This is a genomic window from Verticiella sediminum (assembly GCF_007558815.1).
GTDB classification, from domain to species: Bacteria; Pseudomonadota; Gammaproteobacteria; order Burkholderiales; family Burkholderiaceae_B; genus Verticiella; species Verticiella sediminum.
Window position 1 is genome coordinate 114345 of sequence record NZ_VLTJ01000044.1, and the last position, 20190, is coordinate 134534.

19 protein-coding genes are annotated in these 20190 nt (G+C 67.7%); 7 read left to right on the forward strand and 12 right to left on the reverse strand.

All coding sequences use genetic code 11. The features are described from left to right. Positions 1-116: 116 nt before the first annotated feature. On the reverse strand, positions 117-1343 hold the full coding sequence (hmpA, locus tag FOZ76_RS26940; protein WP_143951384.1) for an NO-inducible flavohemoprotein: 1227 nt from the start codon (positions 1341-1343) through the stop codon (positions 117-119). 143 nt (positions 1344-1486) lie between these two features. Between hmpA and norR the strand changes: the two genes are divergently transcribed. Beyond that, positions 1487-3106 (forward strand): nitric oxide reductase transcriptional regulator NorR, encoded by a 1620-nt coding sequence (norR, locus tag FOZ76_RS26945; RefSeq protein WP_143951385.1) that lies wholly within the window; start codon positions 1487-1489, stop codon positions 3104-3106. A gap of 8 nt (positions 3107-3114) precedes the next feature. On the opposite strand, the gene FOZ76_RS26950 is transcribed toward norR, so the two are convergent. Next, positions 3115-4014 carry a LysR family transcriptional regulator gene (locus FOZ76_RS26950; protein WP_143951386.1) on the reverse strand — a complete coding sequence of 300 codons (900 nt, stop codon included), beginning with the start codon at positions 4012-4014 and terminating at the stop codon, positions 3115-3117. 225 nt (positions 4015-4239) lie between these two features. On the opposite strand from FOZ76_RS26950, the gene FOZ76_RS26955 reads away from it, so the two are divergent. The 3 genes from FOZ76_RS26955 to FOZ76_RS26965 are packed head-to-tail and all read left to right on the forward strand — an operon-like array spanning position 4240 to position 6910. Next, positions 4240-5007: a tripartite tricarboxylate transporter substrate binding protein gene (locus tag FOZ76_RS26955; RefSeq protein WP_143951387.1), complete on the forward strand. Its 768-nt coding sequence runs from the start codon at positions 4240-4242 to the stop codon at positions 5005-5007. A 14-nt stretch (positions 5008-5021) separates the two neighbouring features. Continuing rightward, the gene (locus FOZ76_RS26960; protein ID WP_143951388.1) at positions 5022-5798 is read left to right on the forward strand and encodes a class II aldolase/adducin family protein; all 777 of its coding nucleotides are present in this window, start codon (positions 5022-5024) and stop codon (positions 5796-5798) included. Positions 5799-5836: 38 nt separating this feature from the next. Continuing rightward, the gene (locus FOZ76_RS26965) at positions 5837-6910 is read left to right on the forward strand and encodes a TauD/TfdA family dioxygenase (RefSeq protein WP_143951389.1); all 1074 of its coding nucleotides are present in this window, start codon (positions 5837-5839) and stop codon (positions 6908-6910) included. A 134-nt stretch (positions 6911-7044) separates the two neighbouring features. Here the strand turns inward: FOZ76_RS26965 and FOZ76_RS26970 are convergent, their stop codons facing one another. The 7 genes from FOZ76_RS26970 to FOZ76_RS27000 all read right to left on the reverse strand — a co-directional run bounded on the left by FOZ76_RS26970 (position 7045) and on the right by FOZ76_RS27000 (position 13643). Next, a complete protein-coding gene (locus tag FOZ76_RS26970; protein ID WP_143951390.1) occupies positions 7045-8016 on the reverse strand; it encodes a Bug family tripartite tricarboxylate transporter substrate binding protein in 972 nt (323 codons plus the stop codon). A gap of 155 nt (positions 8017-8171) precedes the next feature. Continuing rightward, entirely contained in the window at positions 8172-9092 is a 921-nt protein-coding gene (locus FOZ76_RS26975; RefSeq protein ID WP_143951391.1) for an SMP-30/gluconolactonase/LRE family protein, read from the reverse strand. Between the two features lie 47 nt (positions 9093-9139). Further along, entirely contained in the window at positions 9140-9976 is an 837-nt protein-coding gene (locus FOZ76_RS26980; protein ID WP_143951392.1) for an HpcH/HpaI aldolase family protein, read from the reverse strand. Beyond that, positions 9973-10974, reverse strand: a complete 1002-nt coding sequence (locus tag FOZ76_RS26985) for a 2-hydroxyacid dehydrogenase (RefSeq protein WP_143951393.1) — start codon at positions 10972-10974, stop codon at positions 9973-9975. Before FOZ76_RS26985 ends, FOZ76_RS26980 begins: the two co-directional genes overlap by 4 nt. Then, the gene (locus FOZ76_RS26990; RefSeq protein ID WP_143951411.1) at positions 10971-11282 is read right to left on the reverse strand and encodes an AtuA-related protein; all 312 of its coding nucleotides are present in this window, start codon (positions 11280-11282) and stop codon (positions 10971-10973) included. Before FOZ76_RS26990 ends, FOZ76_RS26985 begins: the two co-directional genes overlap by 4 nt. Continuing rightward, complete coding sequence (locus FOZ76_RS26995) at positions 11282-12646, reverse strand: acyclic terpene utilization AtuA family protein (RefSeq protein ID WP_143951394.1); 1365 nt, start codon at positions 12644-12646, stop codon at positions 11282-11284. The genes FOZ76_RS26990 and FOZ76_RS26995 overlap by 1 nt, the downstream gene beginning before the upstream one ends. Positions 12647-12725: 79 nt before the next feature. Further along, on the reverse strand, positions 12726-13643 hold the full coding sequence (locus FOZ76_RS27000; protein WP_246129796.1) for a TauD/TfdA dioxygenase family protein: 918 nt from the start codon (positions 13641-13643) through the stop codon (positions 12726-12728). A gap of 70 nt (positions 13644-13713) precedes the next feature. Here FOZ76_RS27000 and FOZ76_RS27005 point away from each other — a divergent pair, with 70 nt between their 5' ends. Beyond that, positions 13714-14598: a LysR family transcriptional regulator gene (locus FOZ76_RS27005; RefSeq protein WP_143951395.1), complete on the forward strand. Its 885-nt coding sequence runs from the start codon at positions 13714-13716 to the stop codon at positions 14596-14598. 73 nt (positions 14599-14671) lie between these two features. Here FOZ76_RS27005 and FOZ76_RS28420 read toward each other — a convergent pair whose 3' ends face one another. Further along, positions 14672-14851 carry a HigA family addiction module antitoxin gene (locus FOZ76_RS28420; protein WP_425473356.1) on the reverse strand — a complete coding sequence of 60 codons (180 nt, stop codon included), beginning with the start codon at positions 14849-14851 and terminating at the stop codon, positions 14672-14674. Between the two features lie 290 nt (positions 14852-15141). Next, positions 15142-16482, reverse strand: a complete 1341-nt coding sequence (locus FOZ76_RS27015; protein ID WP_143951396.1) for an MATE family efflux transporter — start codon at positions 16480-16482, stop codon at positions 15142-15144. Positions 16483-16701: 219 nt separating this feature from the next. On the opposite strand from FOZ76_RS27015, the gene FOZ76_RS27020 reads away from it, so the two are divergent. Next, positions 16702-18306: a methyltransferase regulatory domain-containing protein gene (locus FOZ76_RS27020; RefSeq protein WP_143951397.1), complete on the forward strand. Its 1605-nt coding sequence runs from the start codon at positions 16702-16704 to the stop codon at positions 18304-18306. A 56-nt stretch (positions 18307-18362) separates the two neighbouring features. On the opposite strand, the gene FOZ76_RS27025 is transcribed toward FOZ76_RS27020, so the two are convergent. After that, on the reverse strand, positions 18363-19625 hold the full coding sequence (locus FOZ76_RS27025; protein ID WP_143951398.1) for a tyrosine-type recombinase/integrase: 1263 nt from the start codon (positions 19623-19625) through the stop codon (positions 18363-18365). Positions 19626-19758: 133 nt separating this feature from the next. Between FOZ76_RS27025 and FOZ76_RS27030 the strand changes: the two genes are divergently transcribed. Further along, the coding region (locus FOZ76_RS27030) for a flagellin N-terminal helical domain-containing protein (RefSeq protein WP_484444109.1) at positions 19759-20190 on the forward strand (432 nt) is incomplete at its 3' end.

The window sequence follows — 20190 nt, forward strand, 5'->3', positions numbered from 1 at the left end:
TCCATCGAACGGACACGGGCCCGCCGCGCGCGTCGTCGCGGTGGGCCCATGCATGCCGTCCGTCACGGCCTGCCGCGGCGGGCCGTACCGCCCCGCGCGAAGCGGCCGTGCGGCGCTCAGCCGGCTTGCGCCCTGGCCACGCCGTCGTTGGCGGCGTCACGCAGCGCCTCGGCCGGGCCGAAGAACTCGTAACGGCGCTGCGCGTCCGGCACGCCGATCTCGCGCAGGGCGTCATCGACCGCCGCCATGAACGGCTTGGGACCGAGGAAATAGGCGTCGACACCCGCGCCCGGCAGCCACGAGCGCAGTTGGCCGACGTCCAGGCGGCCGATCGCATCGGGCTGGCTGCCGCTGCCGGCTTCGGCCGGGGTCTCGTAGACCAGATAGTGGCGTAGCTGGGGATAGTCCGCCGCCCACTTGGCCAGCGTACCGCCGAAGGCGTGCACGTGCGCATTGCGCGCGTAATGGATGAACACCACCGGCCTGTCGCCCTGGCGCAGCGCCGCCTCGGCCATGGCCAGCGTGGGCGTGATGCCCACCCCGCCGCTGATGAAGACCGCCGGGCGCGCGCTCTCGGCCAGCGTGAAGCTGCCCGCCGGCGGGAACACTTCCAGCGTATCGCCCTCGGCCACGCTGTCGTGCAGGTAGTTGGACACCACGCCGCCCGGCTCGCGCTTGACGCTGATGCGGTAGCCGCGGCCGTTCGGCGCCGCGGACAGCGAGTAGTTGCGGCGCACCTCGTTGCCGTCGATCACCAGGCGCAGACCCAGGTACTGGCCGGGCCGGAAGTCCACCACCGCGCCGCCGTCCACGGGCTCGAGGTAGAACGAGGTGATCTCGGCGCTTTCCGGCGCCTTGCGCGCCACGCGGAAGGCACGCGCGGCGCGCCAGCCGTCCGGCGCCGCCGCCAGCTCGTCGTACACCGCGCGCTCGGCGCCGATGAGCAGGTCGGCCAGTTGCTGGTAGGCCGCGCCCCAGGCATCGATCACCGCGTCGGTGGCGATCGCCTCGCCCAGGACTTCGCGGATCGCGCGCAGCAGGCAGGCGCCGACGATCGGATAGTGCTCGGGCTGCACTTGCAGGGCCACATGCTTGTTCACGATCTGCGCGGCCAGGGGGCCCAGGGCTTCCAGCCGATCGATGTTGCGCGCGTACATGAGCACACTGTTGGCCAGCGCGCGCGGCTGCGCCCCGCTCGCCTGGTGCGCCTGGTTGAACAACGGGCGCACTTCGGGGTATTCACCGAGCATCATCTTGTAGAAATGCGTGGTGAGCGCCTCGCCGCCGGTTTCCAGCAGAGGGACCGTGGCCTTGATGATGTCGCGTTGTGCTCGGGTAAGCATGTCGTGTGTCCTCAACGTTTTGGCAACATCACGCAATGCAGGAACCGGGCCAATATTTTCTTCTTGAAAATCAATGGCATTTTTTCATATCAAGTCATAAAATCGTGTCTCATTGACATGACACAGCAACGAAAGAAGTCAACATGACACGCAGCGCGCAGCTTCTCGACGCCATCGTCCCGCTCATCGCCGACCTCGCCCAGGAGTTGCCGGCCGAGCTGCGCTACCAGCGCCTGCTCGATGCCGTGCGCAGCCTGCTGCCCTGCGACGCCGTCGCCCTGCTGCAGCTCGATGGCGATGCCCTCGTGCCCCTGGCCGTCCAGGGGCTCAGCCCCGACACCCTGGGCCGGCGCTTCGCGGTGGCCGAGCAGCCACGCCTGAAGGCGCTGCTCGAAGCGCCGCGCGCCATGCGCTTTGCGCCCGGATGCGAGTTGCCCGACCCCTACGATGGCCTGGTCGAGAGCGAGGAAGGCACCCTCGAAGTCCACGACTGCATGGGCAGCGCCCTGCGCGTGCAGGACCACACCTGGGGTGTGCTCACGCTCGATGCGCTGCAGGCCGGCCGCTTCTCGCCGGCCGACCTGCGCGTGCTCGACGCCTTCGGCAGCCTGGCCGCGGCCACCGTCGCCGCCGGCAGCCGGCTGCATCAACTGGCCCAGGGCATCGAGGACGAACGCGAACGCGCCGAAGCCTTCCGGCTCGCGGCCAGCCCCGCCCGGCACACCCTGGTCGGCCAGAGCCCGGTCTTTCGGCAGATGCGCGCCGAGATCGAGCTGGTCGCGCCCAGCGACCTCACCGTGCTGGTCACCGGCGAGACCGGCGTGGGCAAGGAGCTGACGGCCCGCGAGCTGCACCAGCTCTCGTCGCGCGCCGGCAAGCCGCTGGTGAGCGTCAATTGTGCCGCCCTGCCCGAGAACCTCGTCGAGAGCGAACTCTTCGGCCACGTGCGCGGCGCGTTCTCCGGCGCGCTCGCCGAGCGACCCGGCCGCTTCGAAGTCGCCAACGGCGGCACCCTGTTCCTGGACGAAATCGGCGAGCTGCCGCTGGTCGCCCAGGCCAAGCTGCTGCGCGTGCTGCAGGACGGTCAGTTGCAGCGCATCGGCTCCGACCGCGAGCATCGTGTCGACGTGCGCCTCGTCGCCGCCACCAACCGGGACCTGGCCGACGAAGTGCGTGCCGGACGCTTTCGCGCCGACCTCTATCACCGGCTCAGCGTCTATCCGCTGCGCGTGCCGCCGCTGCGCGAACGGGGGCGCGATGTTCTCCTGCTCGCCGGCGCCTTCCTGGAAGAGAACCGCCGGCGCGTCGGCGCACGCAGCCTGCGCCTCTCGGCCGACGCTCAGGCCGCCCTGCTCGCCCACCCCTGGCCCGGCAACGTGCGCGAACTCGAATACCTCATCGCCCGCGCTGCGCTCAAGGCCGCCGGCCGCAGCGACCCGGCGAGCAACCGCGGCACAGCGCGCCCGCGCATCGTCACCCTGGACCTGCACGACCTCGGGCTGGAAGATGCCCGCGCCGCGGCCGCGTCGGCCGCAGGCGAGCAACCTGCTGCCCAGGCCGACACAGCCGCCGCGCCTGCCACGCTGCGCGAGGCGATCGACGCTTACCAGAAACGGCTGATCGCCCAGGCGCTCGCCGCCCACGACGGCAACGTCGCAGCCGCGGCACGGGCGCTGGGCCTGGACCGCGCCAACCTGGCACGCCTGATGAAACGGCTGGGGTGCAGCGACACAGGCGGCGGCGCCCGGCATAGCGTGCCGTAATGGCCGCATCAAAGATCGGCGTCGTGACTCCACGCGACCAGGGCGTCGCAGAACTCGCGCGCGAGCGGCGAATGCCCGCTGTCGGCGCGCCAGAACAAGGCCAGTTCGTGCTCCCAGGCCGTGTCGACACCATCGAGCCCGACGATGCCCTGGCCTTCCGGCTTGCCCAGCGTGCGCTCGGGCAGCACGCCGGCCAGATCCGAGTGGCGCAAGAGCTCCGTGAAGGCAGTCTGCGACAAGGTGCTTTCCACGGCCACGCGGGGCGCGGGCAGGCCCGCCTGGGCGAATCGCGCCTCCAGGTGCTGGCGCAGGTAGATGCTCTGCGCCGGCATGAGCCAGCGTTCGGCTGCCAGGCTGGCCAGATCGCCCAAGCGTTCCAGGCGCGGATGCGCGGCGCTCACCACGACTCTCACCCGTAGCGGCCCCAGGGGCAGGAACGCCAGCCCGGGCACCTCGTCCTGCGGCATGGCGGCACAGGCCACGTCGACTTCGCCCCCCTGCAGTGCGCCCAGCAACTGGGGGCTGAGCATCGTGTGCACGGAAAAACTCGCCGCGGGGCGGCGTGCGAGAAAATGTGCCAGTAAAGGCGACACCAGCGTGGGCACCAGGTGCGGCAGCACGGCCAGGCGCACCCGGCCGGCACGGGCCGCGCGCTGCTGGTCCAGCCGTGCGTAGAGGTCGTCCATCGCCGTGATGACGGTACGCGCATGTTCGATCACGTCCTGCCCCATGGACGTGAGCACGACCCCGCGCGGACTGCGCTCGAACAAGGCGCCGCCGGCGCCGGACTCCAGCCTGGCCAGCGTCTTGGACAGAGCCGATTGCGTGACCCCGAGCACGCTCGCCGCGCGGTGCAGGCTGCGGTGCCGGGCCACGTGCAGGAACACGCGCAGGTCTTCGATACGCATGAGGATCTCCTTGGCTGGCGCAGGCGGGTTATCCCGGAGAGTCCGGCGGGGAATCTGCGCCCGTGCACCGGGAATCGCCCGCGCCATGCGCCCCACCTATACTTTTTTGAACTGGCATTGCGGCGGGATCGCCCACGGCCCGGCGGCGCGAGTTCGACGCCGTCGGGGCCTGCCGGGCCGGCACCGTGCCAGGCCGCAGCATCATAAGACAAATGAGGAGACCCCATGTCCACCCTGCCATCGCGCGCCCGCCGCCGCATCCTGGCCGCCTGTACCCTCGCCGCCGCCACTGTGTTGTGCGGTTCCGCGCTGGCCGCGCCCGCTGCGGATTGGCCGACCCGGCCGGTCACGCTGATCGTCCCTTTCACGGCGGGCGGTCCGACCGACATCCAGATGCGCGCCCTGGCCAACGCGGCGAGCCGCATCACGGGGCAACCCTGGATCGTCAACAACCAGCCCAGCGTGAGCGGCACACTCGGCCCGGCCTCGATGGCGCACACCGCGCAACCGGACGGCCACACGCTCGCGCTGATCACGCCCTCGGTGTTCCGGCTGCCGCATCTGCAGAAGGTGAGCTACGACGCACTCGGCGACTTCACCTACCTCGCCGGCCTCACGGCGTACACACAGACGCTGACGGTCGCCCAGGACAGCCGCTGGCCATCCCTGCAGGCGTTCGTCGACGACGCCCAGGCCAACCCCGGCAAGCTCACCGTGGCCGCCGTGGGCACGGGCTCGCTGGGGCACATCTCCGTGTCGCGCCTGCAGCGCCAGCTCGGCGTGCAGGTGAACTCTGTGCCGTACAAAGGTGGCTCCGAGACCCTCGCCGCCGTGCTGGGCGAGGCCGCGCGCGATCCGAACGACCTGCGCGCGCTGGAGAACGAATCCATGCCCGACCGCTTTCTCGCCGCAGCGGACTACCAGCGCTATGCGCGGCAGCAGTTCGAAGCCGATCGCATCGCGGTGAAGGATCTGGGCCTCGCCCTGGACTGAAACGGAGCCGCGCCATGCAAATCCCGACCGACATCGAACGTCCCGCCGTGACGCCCGGCGGAATCTCGCCCGCCGAGCGCGCCATGCGCGAGGATCTGGCCGCGCTCTACCGCGCCGTGCACCGCTACGGCATGACCGACCTGATCTACAACCACATCACGGCGCGGGTGCCGGACGAACCCGAACACATCCTCATCAACCCCTACGGCCTGCTGTACCAGGAAGTCTGCGCTTCCTGCCTGTACAAGATCAGCCTGGATGGCGAGGTGCGCTACAAGCCGGACGACGGCTACACGCTGAACCCCGCGGCCTATGTGATCCATACCGCCGTGCACAAGGCCCGCCACGACGCCGTCTGCGTGCTGCATGTCCACACGCGGGCGAGCACCGCCGTCTCCGCGATGACCTGCGGCCTGCTTCCCATCTCGCAGCAGGCCGCGCTCTTTCATGGACGCATCGGCTACCACGACTTCACCGGCCCCGAGGTCACCCTGGCCCAGCAGGAAGGCCTGGTCGCCGATCTCGGCGCACACAACGTCGTCCTGCTGCGCAACCACGGCGTGCTCCTGTGCGCACACACGATCGCCGAAGCCTTCTTCAACCTGTACTGGTTCGAATCCGCCTGCAAAGTGCAGGTGGACGCCATGGCCGCCGGCTCGCTGGTGCAGTTCGACGACGCCGCGCTCCAGGCCACCCGCGACGCCTTCGCCCGCGTGCCCATCCGCGGCGAACGCGAATGGAAGGCCGTGCGGCGTGACCTGGACCGCACAGCGCCCGACTACCGCGACTGACCCGCCGCCTTTCTCGTCAGACTTTCCGGAGACTTTGCATGAGCGCCGTTCTCGATGCCCCTGCGCGCGACAGCACCCCCGTGCTGCCCGCCGATGTCCAGTACCCGCTGGAGCCGGCCGCCCTCGGCCTGGATTCCCGGGTGCGCTGCTACGAACTGCGGCCCGGCCGGGCGCCGCTGTTCATCGAACGCGTCGACCCGCGCCTGGCCAATGCCGAGGACTTTCACGCCTGGCTCGCGGCCACGCGGCCCACCATCGACCGGCTCATCGTGGACCACGGCGGCATCGTGCTGCGCGGCTTCCCCGTGCGCGACACGCCGGACTTCGTCCGGCTGACCGGGGAATTTCCGCAGTTCCAATCCGGCTACGCCGGCGGACGCGCACCGCGCTCGGCCATCAAGGGCCACGTCATGGAATCGACCCGGCTGGCTCCCAGCGTGCACCTCATCCTGCACTCCGAAATGGCCTACGTCCGCGACTACCCCCGCCGGATCGCCTTCTATTCACGCGTGACCGCGCCCGTGGGCGGTGAAACCACCATCGGCGACATGCGCGACCTCGTGGCCGCCATGCCCGCCGCCCTGGTCGAAAAACTGCAGCGCCACGGTACCCGCATGGCCTCGAACTATGGCCCGCGCGCCGTCAGCATGGACGCCACCTACGCCCACATGGACCTGCGCGGCTGGAACCAGGCCTTCTATACCGAAGACCCCGCCGAGGTCGAACGCATCTGCGCCGCCAAGGGCCTGGAGCCGATCTGGAACGCGGACGGCAGCCTCACCGTGCTCACCCCGCTGGAACCGCTGGTCGAACACCCCATCACCGGGCAGCGCCTCTTTCGCTCCGTGATCCATGTCCCGCCGCAAGCCGAGAACGCCGAACTCACCCGCGAGCTCCGCTCGCGCCAGCAATATCCCACCGGCGCCACCCTGGGCAACGGCGAGCCGCTGAGCGAGGACGAACTGCAGACGCTGCGCACGCTCTGCCGCGAGCGCGGCGCCGCCTGGCCCTGGCAGGACGGCGATGTGATGATCCTGGACAACCTGCAGGTATGGCACGGACGCAACCCGTATGAAGGAGCACGGGAGGTGCAGGTGGCGTTGCTCGATTGAGGAGGGAACACGATCGGCGAGCCGGTGGCGCAAAGCGGGAGCCGGCGCGCCCGCGGCCACCCCCTCAGGGCCGGGTGAACACCGCATCGAGGCTGGCGGCCGAAACGCGCAGGCCATCGAGCAGGACATTGCGCTCACTCGACAGTCACCCTGGCGTCACGAATGATCCGCGCGAAACTGTCGACTTCCTGCCGGAAGAACTTGTCGAACGTCGGCTGGTCCCGATATTCGACTCTTGCACCGGTGCTTTCGAGCCTGTCGACCAGTTCGGGATCGGACATGATGCGGCCCACGGCGGCGGAGAGTTTCTCCACCACCGGCGCCGGTGTACCGGCCGGCGCGAACAAGGCGATCCAGGAACTCATCACGAAATCCGGCCGTCCGAGCTCCGCGAGCGTGGGAACGTCGGGAAAGGGCGTCAGTCGCTTGGAGCCTGTCACGAACAGAGCGCGCACCTGTCCCGCCTTCACCGCCTGCGCTACGGAGGGCATGGCGACAAACGATGAGGGAATCGAACCGCCCAGCGTGTCCGCAAACGCCATGGAGTCGCCACGGTACGGCACGACCTGCATGTCGATGTCGAACTCCTGCTTCAAACGCTCGCCGGCAACGTGGGTGATCGAGCCTCGCCCCGAAACACCGTAGCTATAGCGTCCGTTCTCGCCGTTGACCATCTGCACGAATTCGTCGAAGTTGGTCGCCGGCGACTTGTTGTTGACGATCAGGACCAGATCGTTGGCGATCGCCTGCGCCACGGGCACGAAGTCGTGCAACGGGTCGTAGGGCAGCTTGCCGAAGTTCTGCGGAATCGCCATGGCACCCGACGTCGCCACCATCAAGGTGTAGCCATCGGCGGGCGATGACTTCAGGAACTGGGCGGCCAGCACGCCCGCCGCACCCTGCCGGTTCTCGACGACGAAGGGTTGGCCCAGCTCCTTTTCCAGGCCGGCCGCAATGACACGGGCATGAACGTCCGCGGCACCGCCGGGTGCGTATCCGACGAGTACGCGAACCGCGCGATTCGGATAGTCCTCCTGTGCCTGCGCGCTGGCGATCACGCCGGTGCCGACCACAGCGACCAATACATGCCTGAGAATGCTTTTCATCGTTTGTCTCCCTATATCCTCACTGGGTGGGGCCATGCCGGCTCCTTCTGTATCTGTCGACCGCTTCCGCCTGGACAGCAAACCGCCTCGCCACCAGACAAGCCCCTGCAGCGAGCAGAGTAGGTCTGCTCGCTCGAGCCTCTTGAAAGCGGTGCTCAGATCGTGAACAAGCCGAGCCCCGGCCGTGGCCAGTCGATCTCGACGAGCCGGCCGGCATACGACTGCGTGACATACGCCTTGCGCAGGCCTGCTCCGCCAAAACACAGGTTGGTGATGTGGGTGTCGCCCTCGACGGCCACGAACTCGGCCGTGCCGTCCGGCCTCACCGTCGTGATCCCGCCGCGGTCCAGCGTGCCGATGGCGACCGAGCCGTCGGCTTGCACCGCCAACGAGTCGAAGCGCTGATACACCGGGCTGGCATAGACCAGCCGGCTGCCGTGCGGCGAACTCGGCGACGCCGTGGCAGCGGCCTTCAGGCGCCCCGGGCCGGCCAGGTCCCACGCCCACAGGCGCGCGGTCTCGGTTTCAGCCACGTAAAGCGTCATACCGTCGGGCGAAAGGCCGATGCCGTTGGGCTTGTGGATCGGAAACACCATTTCCTCGATGTGCGAACCGTCGGTCCTCGCATAGCAGATGCTGCCGCGATCCCAATCCCGATGGCGCGTCTTGCCCGGATCGGTGAACCAGATACCTCCGGCGCCGTCGATGACCAAATCGTTCGGCCCACGGATGTTGCGCCCGTCGATCCTGTCATACAGGACTTCGGCCTTGCCGGTCTCGATGTCGACACGCTCGATACGGCCGGTGCGGTAATCGTCCGGGGTGCCGCTCGTCACCCAGCGGCCGTCCGCACGCTGCCGGAACGAGAACCCTCCGTTGTTGGCGACGTAGCAATAGCCGTCCGGGCCCATGGCTGCGCCGTTGGGCCCACCCCCCAGTTCGGCCACGACGACCTTGCGACCGTCGGGAAGAATCCGGGTCAGCGTCTTGCGCCGGATCTCGACCACCAGCAGGCTGCCGTCGCCCACCCAGACAGGCCCTTCCGGGAACCAGAGATCTTCAGCCACTACACGCATGTTTCCTCCTTGTATCGACAAAATGCGGGCACCGCCTGCGCCGCTGCTCATCGCTCGCTCGCCGCAGACGGCACATCGAGCGCACGCAGCATCTGCGCACGCCGCGTCGCTTCGCTCATCATGAACGCCCACTCATTGCCGCCGGTGAGAAAGCGCACGCCCAACGCCAGCGTCGACTGCATGACATCGGGACTGTTCCCCAGCCCACCGCAGCCCGCATGGCGGCCGTGCCGCCGACACGCCTGCACGACCTGTGCGATGCACTGCGCGATGCGTGCATCGCCGACCTGCCCGGGAATGCCCATCGCGTCGCACAGGTCCGAAGTGCCCACATGGAGAATATCGACCCCCGGCACGGCGGCGATCTCGTCGGCCTGCCTGATCGCCTCGGGCGACTCCAGCATCACGATCACCGTGGTCGCCTCGTCCAGCAGCCTGCGCGCCGTCGCCGCCGGGTGCTTGCGGTAGCCCAGTTGGGGCCAGCTACTGGCCACCGAGCGCTCGCCATGCGGCGCGAACTTGGCCGCCCGGACCACCCGCCGAGCGTCGTCGGCCGACTCCACGTGCGGTGCCACGATGCCCATGGCCCCCGCATCCAGGATGCGATTGATGTAGTGCGCATCGTGCGTCGGCACCCGGACCAGCGGCGTGACCCCGATATGCTGCGCGAGCAGACAGATCTGCGCCGCGGCGGATTCGGGGATCACCGAATGTTCGAGGTCGACATTGATCGCGTCATAGCCTGCGGCATGCGCCGCGATGGCGATGTCGACGCTCTGCACTTGCTTGACGATGATGGACAGGCCCAGCCCGCCGGCACGCAGGCGGTCCATCAGGGGGTTGCCAAGCGCGCGCACCTCATCGGCCCGTGTAGCGTGTGTCATCGTGCCCTCCGGTCTTCCGAGACGATCACGTCCTGTGCGGGCAGCGGCTCGCCGGCCACCAGGCGCTCCAGGTTGCGCAGCACGTGGGCCGCTACGGGCGCCACATTGTCGAAGACACCACCGCCCGCATGCGGGGTGACGACCACCTGGTCGAAACCGAGCAAGGGGTTCGCCGCGTCCGGCGGCTCCGGGTCGAAGGCATCCAGGCCTGCGCCCAGCAGATGACCGCGCGCGAGCGCATCGGCCAACGCGGCCTCGTCGACCAGCTCGCCGCGCGCCGTGTTGATCAGCACGGCGCCCTTCTTCATGCGCCGCAGCGCCCGCTCGTCGATCAGGTGCCGGGTGCTGTCGTCGTAGGGCGCGTGCAGGCTGACGATGTCGCTGGCCGCCAGCAGTTCGGACAGTTCGACGCGGCGGGCGCCCAGGGATTGCTCGACATCGGCCGCGGCCGGATGGCGGTCGGCATACAGAATGGCAGCCGGCTCGAAGCCCGCGAGGCGGCGCGCCAGCTTTCGGCCGATGTTGCCGAAGCCCACCAGGCCGATGGTCTTGCCATGGATCTGGAAGCAGGTCTCCCGCATCTCGGACTTGGGCCACTGCCCCGCCCTCATCTGCCGGTTCACGTAATAGAGCCGGCGATAGACCGCCAGCATCAGCGCAACGGCCAGTTCGGCCACAGGGCCGGCGTTCGAGCCTGCCGTGATGGCCACCGGGATACCGAGCCGGCGTGCCGCGGCGATGTCGATGCGGTCTACGCCGATGCCCCATTTCTGGACCGCCCGCACGCGCTCGGCAGCCGCCAGCATGTCACCGCTGAGCTGGGCCCAACCGGGCACCAGGAAATCCGCCGTCCGACACAGCGCCAACTGGTGCCGGTCATCGTAGTTGAGCGCGAAGCGGACCTCGAACGGCGGCCGAAAGACCGAAAGGATGACGCGCTGGACGGCAGGCGCCAGCACGTCCATGAAGACGACGGTGTAGGTCGATGGCCGGTTCATTGCGCCCCCGGCAGTTCGATGGTCATCATCAGGGACGACAGCGACTTGCCATGCGCATCCTGCGCCAGCGAGCGAGTCACACCACCGCCCAAGGCGCCGTGGATCACGAAATTCAGCGCCTGCAGCCGGGGCAGTTCGTACCGGATCACCGGCCCGCTCGCAATGTGCGAGAAAGCCCGCATGACCACGGATTCGGTCAGATGTTCGCGCAGGATGCGCCAACCAGCGTCGTCGAAGGCGATGACGGAGATATTGGACGTATTGCCCTTGTCGCCCGCCCGTCCGTGGGCCAGGTCATTGACGCGGATCATGTGCGGAACTCCCGGATCGTGACGCGCGGATCGACCTGGCCGCGCGGGATGAGGACCGACTGCACGGCGAGCACTTCCTTGACCGATGGGTCGGAGCCCCCGGCGCCGCCGGCGGGCCCGTTGACGTGCAGCGCGCGTGTCTCGAAGCCGACGGCTTCGGCCGCCTTGCGGTCCGTCGTGCGGGCGGCGATGCGCAGCCGGACTTCGTAGGGATCCTGGCCGCAGACGCGCCCGGCGTGCAGGCTGTCGATGCCGATCAGATCGACCCGTACTTCGCTGTAGCGATGACCGGCGTCGGCCAGGCGCTGCTGCACGACACTGGCGGCGAGCTCGGCCCGCGCAACGGCGTCGATGCCGGCGTAGGAGATCTGCCCCTCGCCGATGAAGCCGTCGGTATACCCGACGGTCACTTTGTAGGTATCCGTGCGCGGCAGCGCCTTCGCTCCCCCGATACGGACCCGGTCCGGCCCCACCTGCTGCATGCCGAGTTCGGTGATATCCAGCACGCAGTCCGGCGTGATGTAGGCCGCCGGATCATGCAGTTCGTAGATGAGCTGCTCCTTGCAGGTCGCCAGGTCGACCCGTCCGCCCGTTCCTTCGAGCTTGCTGACCGTGAAGTCACCATCCGGCAGCATGTCTATGTAAGGAAATCCCAACCTCGCCAGATCGGGTACTTCCTTTCTCCCCGGCGCGGCGAAGCAGCCGCCGCTCACCTGCGCGCAGCATTCCAGCAGATGGCCTGCGACCGTTCCGGCCGCCATCCGCGGCCAATCGTCGTAGGACCAGCCGTAATGGTGCATGGCGGCGGCCAGATACAGCGATGGATCGGCCACCCGCCCCGTCACGACGAGCTGGGCGCCGGTCGCGAGGGCCCGCACGATCACGTCGGCGCCCAGATAGGCGTTGGCCGACACCATGCGCGGCAGCAGTTCCTCCAGCGGTTCGCCGGTTTCCATGATGGGCAGCCCAGGCTGGCCGCGCAGCAACTCGGCAACGTCGTCGCCGAGCACGGCGGCCGAGTGCAGCGGCCCGACGCCTTCCCCTTGTGCGAACTCGTGGATGAGCTCGACCGCTGCAATCGGATTGGCCGCCCCCATGTTGGTGACGACCCTCACCTGGTTCTTCAGCGCGACCGGGAGCACGCGGCTCATCCGGTCCATCAGACGCGGCGTGTAGCCCAGACGGGGATTTCTCAGCCGCGACTGATTCTCCCGCGCCACGGTGCGTTCGGCCAGGCACTCGAAGGCGAGGTAGTCCAGCGCGCCACGTTCGGCCAGCTCGACGGCCGGCGCGATGCGGTCGTCCGCAAAGCTGGCACCGGCCCCGATGCGCAGAGGGCGGATCGATGCGGCGGCGCTCATGGGAATACCCTCCTGTCGCTACGCGACATCCTCCCCGCGGGAGGAATCGCGCCGCCTTCGGGCGGCCGTGCGGCGGCGCTCATGCCAACCCCCGCAGAGGCGCACCCTTGAGCATCAGCCGGTAGAGATAGCGGAACTCCTGGGGATCGAAGTCGGCATTGGCCTGGTGCATCACGCTGCGGTTGTCCCACAGGACGAAGTCGCCCGGCTGCCAGCGGTGCCGGTATTCGTAGCACGGCTGGGTCGCATGTTGGTACAAGGCATTGATCAGCGCATAGGCCTCGTCATCGGGCAAACCCTCGATGCCTTCCATTCTGCCCGTGTTCAGGTACAGGGCCGCACGGCCGCTGACCGGATGCACGATCACGATGGGCTGGCTCGAGGCGGCGGCTTCGGCGCGCTCCTGTGGCGACAGCACCGCCATCTTGCGCGGGCTGCGACTGCTTTCGTAGACGTGGGTCGAGCGCAGGGTCGCGATCCGCGCCTTCATCGCTTCGGGCAGCTCGTCGTAGGCAAGCCTGACGTCGACGAACTGGGTGTCTCCTCCCCGGGAAGGCAGCTCGATGGCATGGAGCATGGTCCCCATCGGCGGCTCGCGAAAGTTCGAGTGGTCGGTATGGTAGTTCTCGCCACGTACGTGCAGCTTGCCGTCGCGTGTCGGGAGATCCCGGCTGGATATGGTGCCGACCAGCGGATAGTCGGGCAACGAAAACTTGCCGAGCTGCTGCGGCAATATGTCGCCGAAGATCTGAGCCGCTCGCAAGAATGCGGCCGGATCGAGCCGCTGCTCGCGCACGACCAGCACGGCATGCTCGTGCCACAGGTCGCGCAGGGCCTGCGCTACGGAGGCAGGAAGGTCGCTGCCGAGATCGACACCGCGTATCTCGATGCCCAGACCATGGTCGGTCAGGGTTTGCGTCTGCATACGCTCGCGCGTCATGGTCTTCATTGGATCGTCCTGGGTGAACTCGTACTGAAGCCATTCTGCAAGCGGCATGCATTTGTCGCTAATGATTATTCTTGGGTACCCTATAAGTTATCGTGATGGGCTGACGGGAGCTTCACACATGAACCTGCGCCACATCGAAGTGTTCTACGCGATCATGCAATCAGGGTCGGTGACCGGCGCGGCGCGCCTGCTCAACGTGACGCAGCCGGCAATAAGCAATGTGCTGCGCCATGCCGAACAGCAACTGCGCCTCAAGCTGTTCGAGCGCATCGGCGGCCGTCTGCAGCCAACGCCCGAGGCATACGACCTGTTTCCCGACGTCCAGGAGATCTTCGGCCGCATCGGGACGCTCAATCGCATGGTCGAGGAGATGCGCGGCGGGCGTACCGGCCGGCTCGCCGTGGCGGCATCGCCGACGCTCGTCAACGCCTACCTGCCCAGAGCCATCGCCCGGCTGCAGGCGCTTGGCGCCGGCGCGCAAGTCACCATCCAGGCACTGCCGACAGCTATCGCCATCGAACGTGTCGCGCGGCGCGAGGTCGACATCGGCCTGGTCTACTCTCCGGTCGGGGACCCCGGCGTCATCGTCGAAGAACTCGCCGAATCCGATGTAGGCTGCGCGGTGCACCGGCGCTCGCCGCTGGCCAAGCGCAAGATGCTGGGACCGCACGACCTCGCAACCGCGACAGTCGTCTCCACGGGGCAGACGACGCGGATCGGCGTGGCGGTCAGGCAGGCATGCGAGGCGCACGACCTGCCCGTCCCCGCGGTATCGGTCGAGGTCAATTCGTCGCTGGCGGCCTGCCTCATGGCGGCCGAAGGTGTCGGCGTCGGCCTGGTCGATCTCGCCACGGTCAACCAGTACGCGTTGCCGGGGATCGTATTTCGTCCTTTTCGGCCTCGGGCCGTGCTGCACCTCTGCCTGATCTTCCCCAAGGATCGACCACGGTCACGCGCGACACAGCGCTTCACGCAGGCCCTGCACGACTTGGCCGGTGCCTAGCGACACCGACAAGCACAGGATGGCGGGAGTCCATGAGCCACGATCACAGCGCCCGGCGGCTTGCGCAGCGCGCTCATACCCGTGCTGGCACCACCCTCCACTCCCGCCCGGAGTGCTCGGCCTGCCAAAGGTCATGGTCCGCCTGCATCCGCAACCACATGATCGCCGTCGGCGCAGGGATCCACTTCGCCAAGCGGATGGCCAGCTCCGGGCTCACGCCGGCCTTGCCATTGATGAAGCGGGAAAGCTGCACGCGCGATACCCCGAGCCGAGCCGCAGCCTCCGTCAGCTCAGGCCCAGTTCAGGTAGCACATCCTCCTTCAGGATGCTGCCGGGATGGGGTGGTTCGTGCATGGTCACGACAGGAATCCTAGTGATAGTCCTGATAGTCGACGAGAATCGCATCGACGCCGGAAGACCCGGCTCAGACGCCTCGAAGGCCTGCCGAACGCCTATGATGCCGCCGCCCAAAGCTCTGCGTCAGTGTGGAATTGCGTATCGACGAACTCGAGGCACACGACGCCAACGCAGTACGCGCCGTAATCAAGCCCCCATCCACGCATCACGCTGCGTCAGCCGCCAAGCGTAGGCGCCCAACACGGCGCTGCGCAACGCCATGAAGGCGACGAAAGCCAGCCACAGCCCATGGTTGCCCAAGCCCTGCAGCAGCCAACCCAGCGGCAGGGCCAGCGCGAGGGCGATCAACATGGCGTTGCGCATCTCCCTGGCACGGGTGGCGCCGATGAACAGACCGTCGAGCAGGTAGCTCCACACCGCCACCAAAGGCAGTATGGCCAGATAGGGCAGGAAAGCCAGCGCCATCTCGCGCACTGCCGCGATGTCGGTCAAGAGACCCACGAAGATACCCCCGCCGAGCAGGAAGAACAGCGCGAAACCCACACTGGCCAGCAGCGACCACGCCCCCGCCACGACCAGCGAACGGCGCAAAGCCATGCGGTCGCGCGCGCCGAGCGCATGGCCGCACAACGCCTCCAGCGCATGGGCCAGGCCGTCCAGGGCATAGGCGGTGAGGGTCAGGCCGCTGAGCAACAGGGCATTGGCCGCCACCGTGGTATCGCCCAGCCGGGTGCCCTGCACCGTGACGAGAAAGAACACCAGTTGCAGCGCCAGACTGCGGATGAAGATGTCGCGGTTGACCGTCAGCAACGGGCGCCACGCGGCCCAGCGCCGCAAGACGGCGCGCTCGAGATGCCCGGGGTAGCGCGCCAGGGCGCTGCGGGTCAGCCACAGGCCGAGGAGAGCGCCGCTCCATTCCGCAATCACGGCAGCCCGCGCGACTCCGACCACGCCCCACTCCAGGCCGAGCACGAACAGCAGGTCGAGGCTCACGTTGATCAGGTTGACCGTCAACAGCATGGCCAGCGGCCCGCGCGCGTTCTGCGTGCCGAGCAGCCAGCCGATCAGGGCATAGCTGGCCAAGGTCGCGGGCAGACCGAACAGACGGACCTGGAAGAACTCCCGGGCCAAGGCATCCAGCTCCGCCGAAGGACGCATCAGGCGCAGCGCGGCATCGCTGAGCGGCACGGCGAACACCGCCAGCAGTACCGCCAGGCCCACGCCCAACACCAGGCCTTGCAACAGCACCTGCCGCAACGCGCCGCCATCGGTACGCCCCGCCGCCTGGGCCGCAAAGCCCGTGGTGCCCATGCGCAGAAAACCCATGACCCAGACCAGCAGCGTGTAGAGATTACCGCCCACCGCCACGGCCCCGAGCTGGTGCGCGTGCGGCAGATGCCCGACCACGGCCGTGTCCACCAGCGCCACCATCGGCACGGAGAGGTTGGACAGGATCATCGGCGCGGCCAGAGCCCAGACCTTGCGCTGGGTCGGGGTATGGCGCCAAGCATCGAGCAGGGCAGACATCGGGAGCCTTGGGCAAATCGCGGATTCTACGGGACGCCCGAGGGTCGAGACGCCGCGTCGCCCGCTTTCGGCAATGGCAGCCATCCGCGAATGCGCTCGCTTCGCTATCGGCGCCGCCAATCCCAGCCCTCGCCCGGATACCCCGCGTTGTTCCGCGCTTTACGCCCCTACCTGCATTGCTAATCTCGGCAGCTACCCGAACACCGCTCAGGAGCCGCCGTGAACGCGCCCGACCTCGCCAACCAGCAGATCGCGAAGGACTACGACGATCGACCATACACCTCCAACGCGTTCTTCTACGCCGCGCCGGGACACATCCGCGCCACCGCCTGGCTATACGGCGTGGACACGGTGCCGTTGAAGCAGGCGCGCGTGCTGGAACTGGGCTGCGCGGCGGGCGGCAACCTGCTGCCCTTCGCGACTCTCCATCCGGAGGCCACGGTGGTCGGCGTGGATCTTTCGAGCGTGCAGGTCGAACAGGGCAGGCAGGTGATCGCCGATCTCGGCATCCGGAACCTCACGCTGCACGCCATGAGCCTGACGGACATCACGCCGGATTTCGGGCAGTTCGACTACATCATCGCGCACGGCGTCTTCAGTTGGGTGCCGCCCGAAGTGCGCGAAGCGATGCTGCGCATCTGCCGCGAAAACCTCTCGCCGCAGGGCGTGGCCTACATCAGCTACAACACCTACCCGGGCTGGAAGGCGGGCGACATCGTGCGGGACGCGATGATGTTGCATAGCCATGGCGCGCAGACGATCGAAGAACGGCTCGAGCGCGCCAAGACCATCCTCACCCTGCTCTCGGACGGCCTGGCCGCCGCCAATCCGCTGGCGCCATCCCTGCGCGGCGCCGTGCAGCAACTGCGCCGGCACTCCGATTACTACATCGCGCACGAGTACCTGGAAACCTTCAACGCTCCCTGCTACTTCGTCGAATTCGCCGCGGCGGCGGACCAGGCCGGGCTCGCCTACATTGGCGACGCCGAAGGCCAGACCGAACTCGGCGCCACCTACGGCAACAACGTCCAGCTCAACCACAGCCTGATCGCCATGGGCCAGCCCAAGGCGATGCGCCAGCAGTACCTGGATTTCGCCGTGGGCCGGAACTTCCGCAAGAGCCTGCTGACGCACGCCGAGCGTGCGAACGACATCGCCACGTCGCCCGAACTCGCCCGTCTGCGGGACCTGCGGATCGCCGCCGGTTTCCGCTCTGTCGACGCGCCCGCAGCCTCCCCGGCCGGCATGCAGCACTACCAGAGCAACCGCGGGCGGTCGCTGGCGACTCGGGAAGCCCCCGTCGTCGCCGTGGTCGAAGCCTTGAGCAGCGCCTGGCCGGCCTGCCTGAGCCGGGACGAACTCGCCGCCGCCACCCTTGGAAAGTCCGGGGCCGAGGGCGATGCCCATGACGAGACCATCGGCAAAGCCGTGGAAACGCTGTATCGCCTGGGCATGCTGTATCTCAGCCGGGACGGCGGGGCTGCCGACGCCGCCGCCGCCGAGCATCCGCAGCTCGTCACCGGCCTCGCCTACCTGAAGACGCGCGGCGCAGATCCCGGCTTCGGCGTGGGCCCCTACACCTATTGGCACGACGTGCCCGACCTGAGCCTGAAACCCGCCGAGATGTTCGTGCTCGAACAGCTCGACGGCAAGCGCTCGTTGACGCAGGTCCGCACCGCCTTGCGCGACGCGCTGTCGGCCGGACAGGTGCCGGGGAGCGACGGAAAAATGCTGACTGGCCAGCGCAACCTGGACGGCACCGCGCAGCAGATCGTGCAAAAGCTCGTGGAGCTGCTGCGCCGGCAGGGGGTGATGCTCGGATAGACGTCTGCACGCCGCGCGTCAAGTCCGCGGCGCAGGCCGAACCCGGCGAGTACGGCTCACTGCTCGCGCTCCACCACGCGCAGCAATGCAGCTCTGCGATCCGACAAGGGCCCGAAATCCGCCGTAACCGCATCCAGCGTTTCCCCTGCCGCCAGGGCGTCCAGGACATCGGCCCAATCCTGCATGAGCAGACGGCGCGAGCTCACGTACTTGGTGTGGTCGTACGGCGCGCGTGAAGACGCATTGCGCACGTGCGCCAACTGCAGGTCCACCCGGTTCTCCGGATAGCTGAGCAGGCCGAGCAAGGTCGTCGCCGTCGAGCGAAAACCATGGGTAGAGAACTGCCCGTGATAGCCCAGCACTTCGATCGCATGGTTCAGCGTGCCCGCGCCGATCGGCTTGTCTGCACCTCGCTGGTGGGGCAGCACGTAGCGGCTGCCGCCCGTCGCCTCGCGCAGTGCTTCCAGCAACGCGATCACCTGTCGAGACAAGGGTACCGTGTGGGGTCGGCGCATCTTCATATGCTCGGCCGGAATCGACCAGATGGCGGCGCCCAGGTCTATCTGATCCCAGGTCGCACGCCGTATCTCGATGGTTCGAACAAAGGTGTAGGCCACCAGCCGCAGCGCGATCCGGGTGACGAGGTGGCCGTTCCACGCATCGAGCTTCTGCATGAAGCGGGGTATCTCATGCCACGGCAAGGGCGGATTGTGTCGCACCGCCGGACGCCGGACCAGACGCTTGAGCAGCTCGGCCGGATCATGCTCGCACCAGCCCTGTTGCGCCGCATAGACGAAAATCTGGCTCAGCCACTGGCGCACCGCCATGGCCGCCGTCGCCCCGCGCTCGGCCACCGTCATCACCAGCGGGCGCAGCATGGACACCGTAATCGACGCGATCGGCAGCTTCCCGAGCACCGGAAACACATCGCGCTCCAGGTAGGAGCGCACCTGATAGGCGTACCCCCGACTCCACGACCCGTTCCCCACCATCCAGAGCCGAGCCACGCGCTCGAACGTGTGCCGGTTGCGCTCCACTTGCTCGCTCAGCCGCGTCTTCCTGTCCACCAACGGATGAATGCCCCGCAGCACCAGTGCCCGCGCATCGTCACGTGCCCGCCGCGCCGCCTGCAGGCTGATGTCGGGAAACCGGCCGATGGCAAACACCTGTGCCGACTCGCCGATGCGATAGCGGTATCGCCACAGCTTGCTGCCTTTGGGCGTGACGTAAAGCAGGCTGCCGCCGTCCCTGAGCGAATATGGTGTGTCCTGAGGGGCGGCAGTTTCGACCTTGCGCGCCGTGAGCAGATGAGTCGCCATAAATGTGTATATCCGAGAATCCATCGGGAGAAAGAGCACATCGGTATACTCAAAAATCTACAGCGGGATATTGCTGCGAGGCCTGCTGAACCTCGGGTCGACAAACTCAGCGGGTGCCAGTTGGCTGTGGAAAATGGGCTGGCAGATATCGGCTTTTGCACTGGCAATTGTCAGCACCAACTACCTGTCGCTCGTCGCGCAGAACAATCTCAACAAGTCCCAGTCGCAGTTGGGCACTGCCATCGAGCGCCTGTCCTCGGGCATGCGCATCAACAGCGCCAAGGACGACGCGGCGGGTCAGGCGATTGCCAACCGCTTCACCGCCAACGTCAAGGGCCTGACCCAAGCCACCCGCAACGCCAACGACGGCATCTCGATCGCCCAGACGACCGAAGGCTCGCTGAACGAAATCAACGCCAACCTGCAGCGCATCCGCGAACTGAGCGTGCAGGCCGCCAACGGTTCGAACTCCGACACCGATCTGCAATCCATCCAGAACGAAATCACCGAGCGCCTGGACGAAATCGACCGCGTGTCGCGTGAGACGCAGTTCAACGGAAAGTAC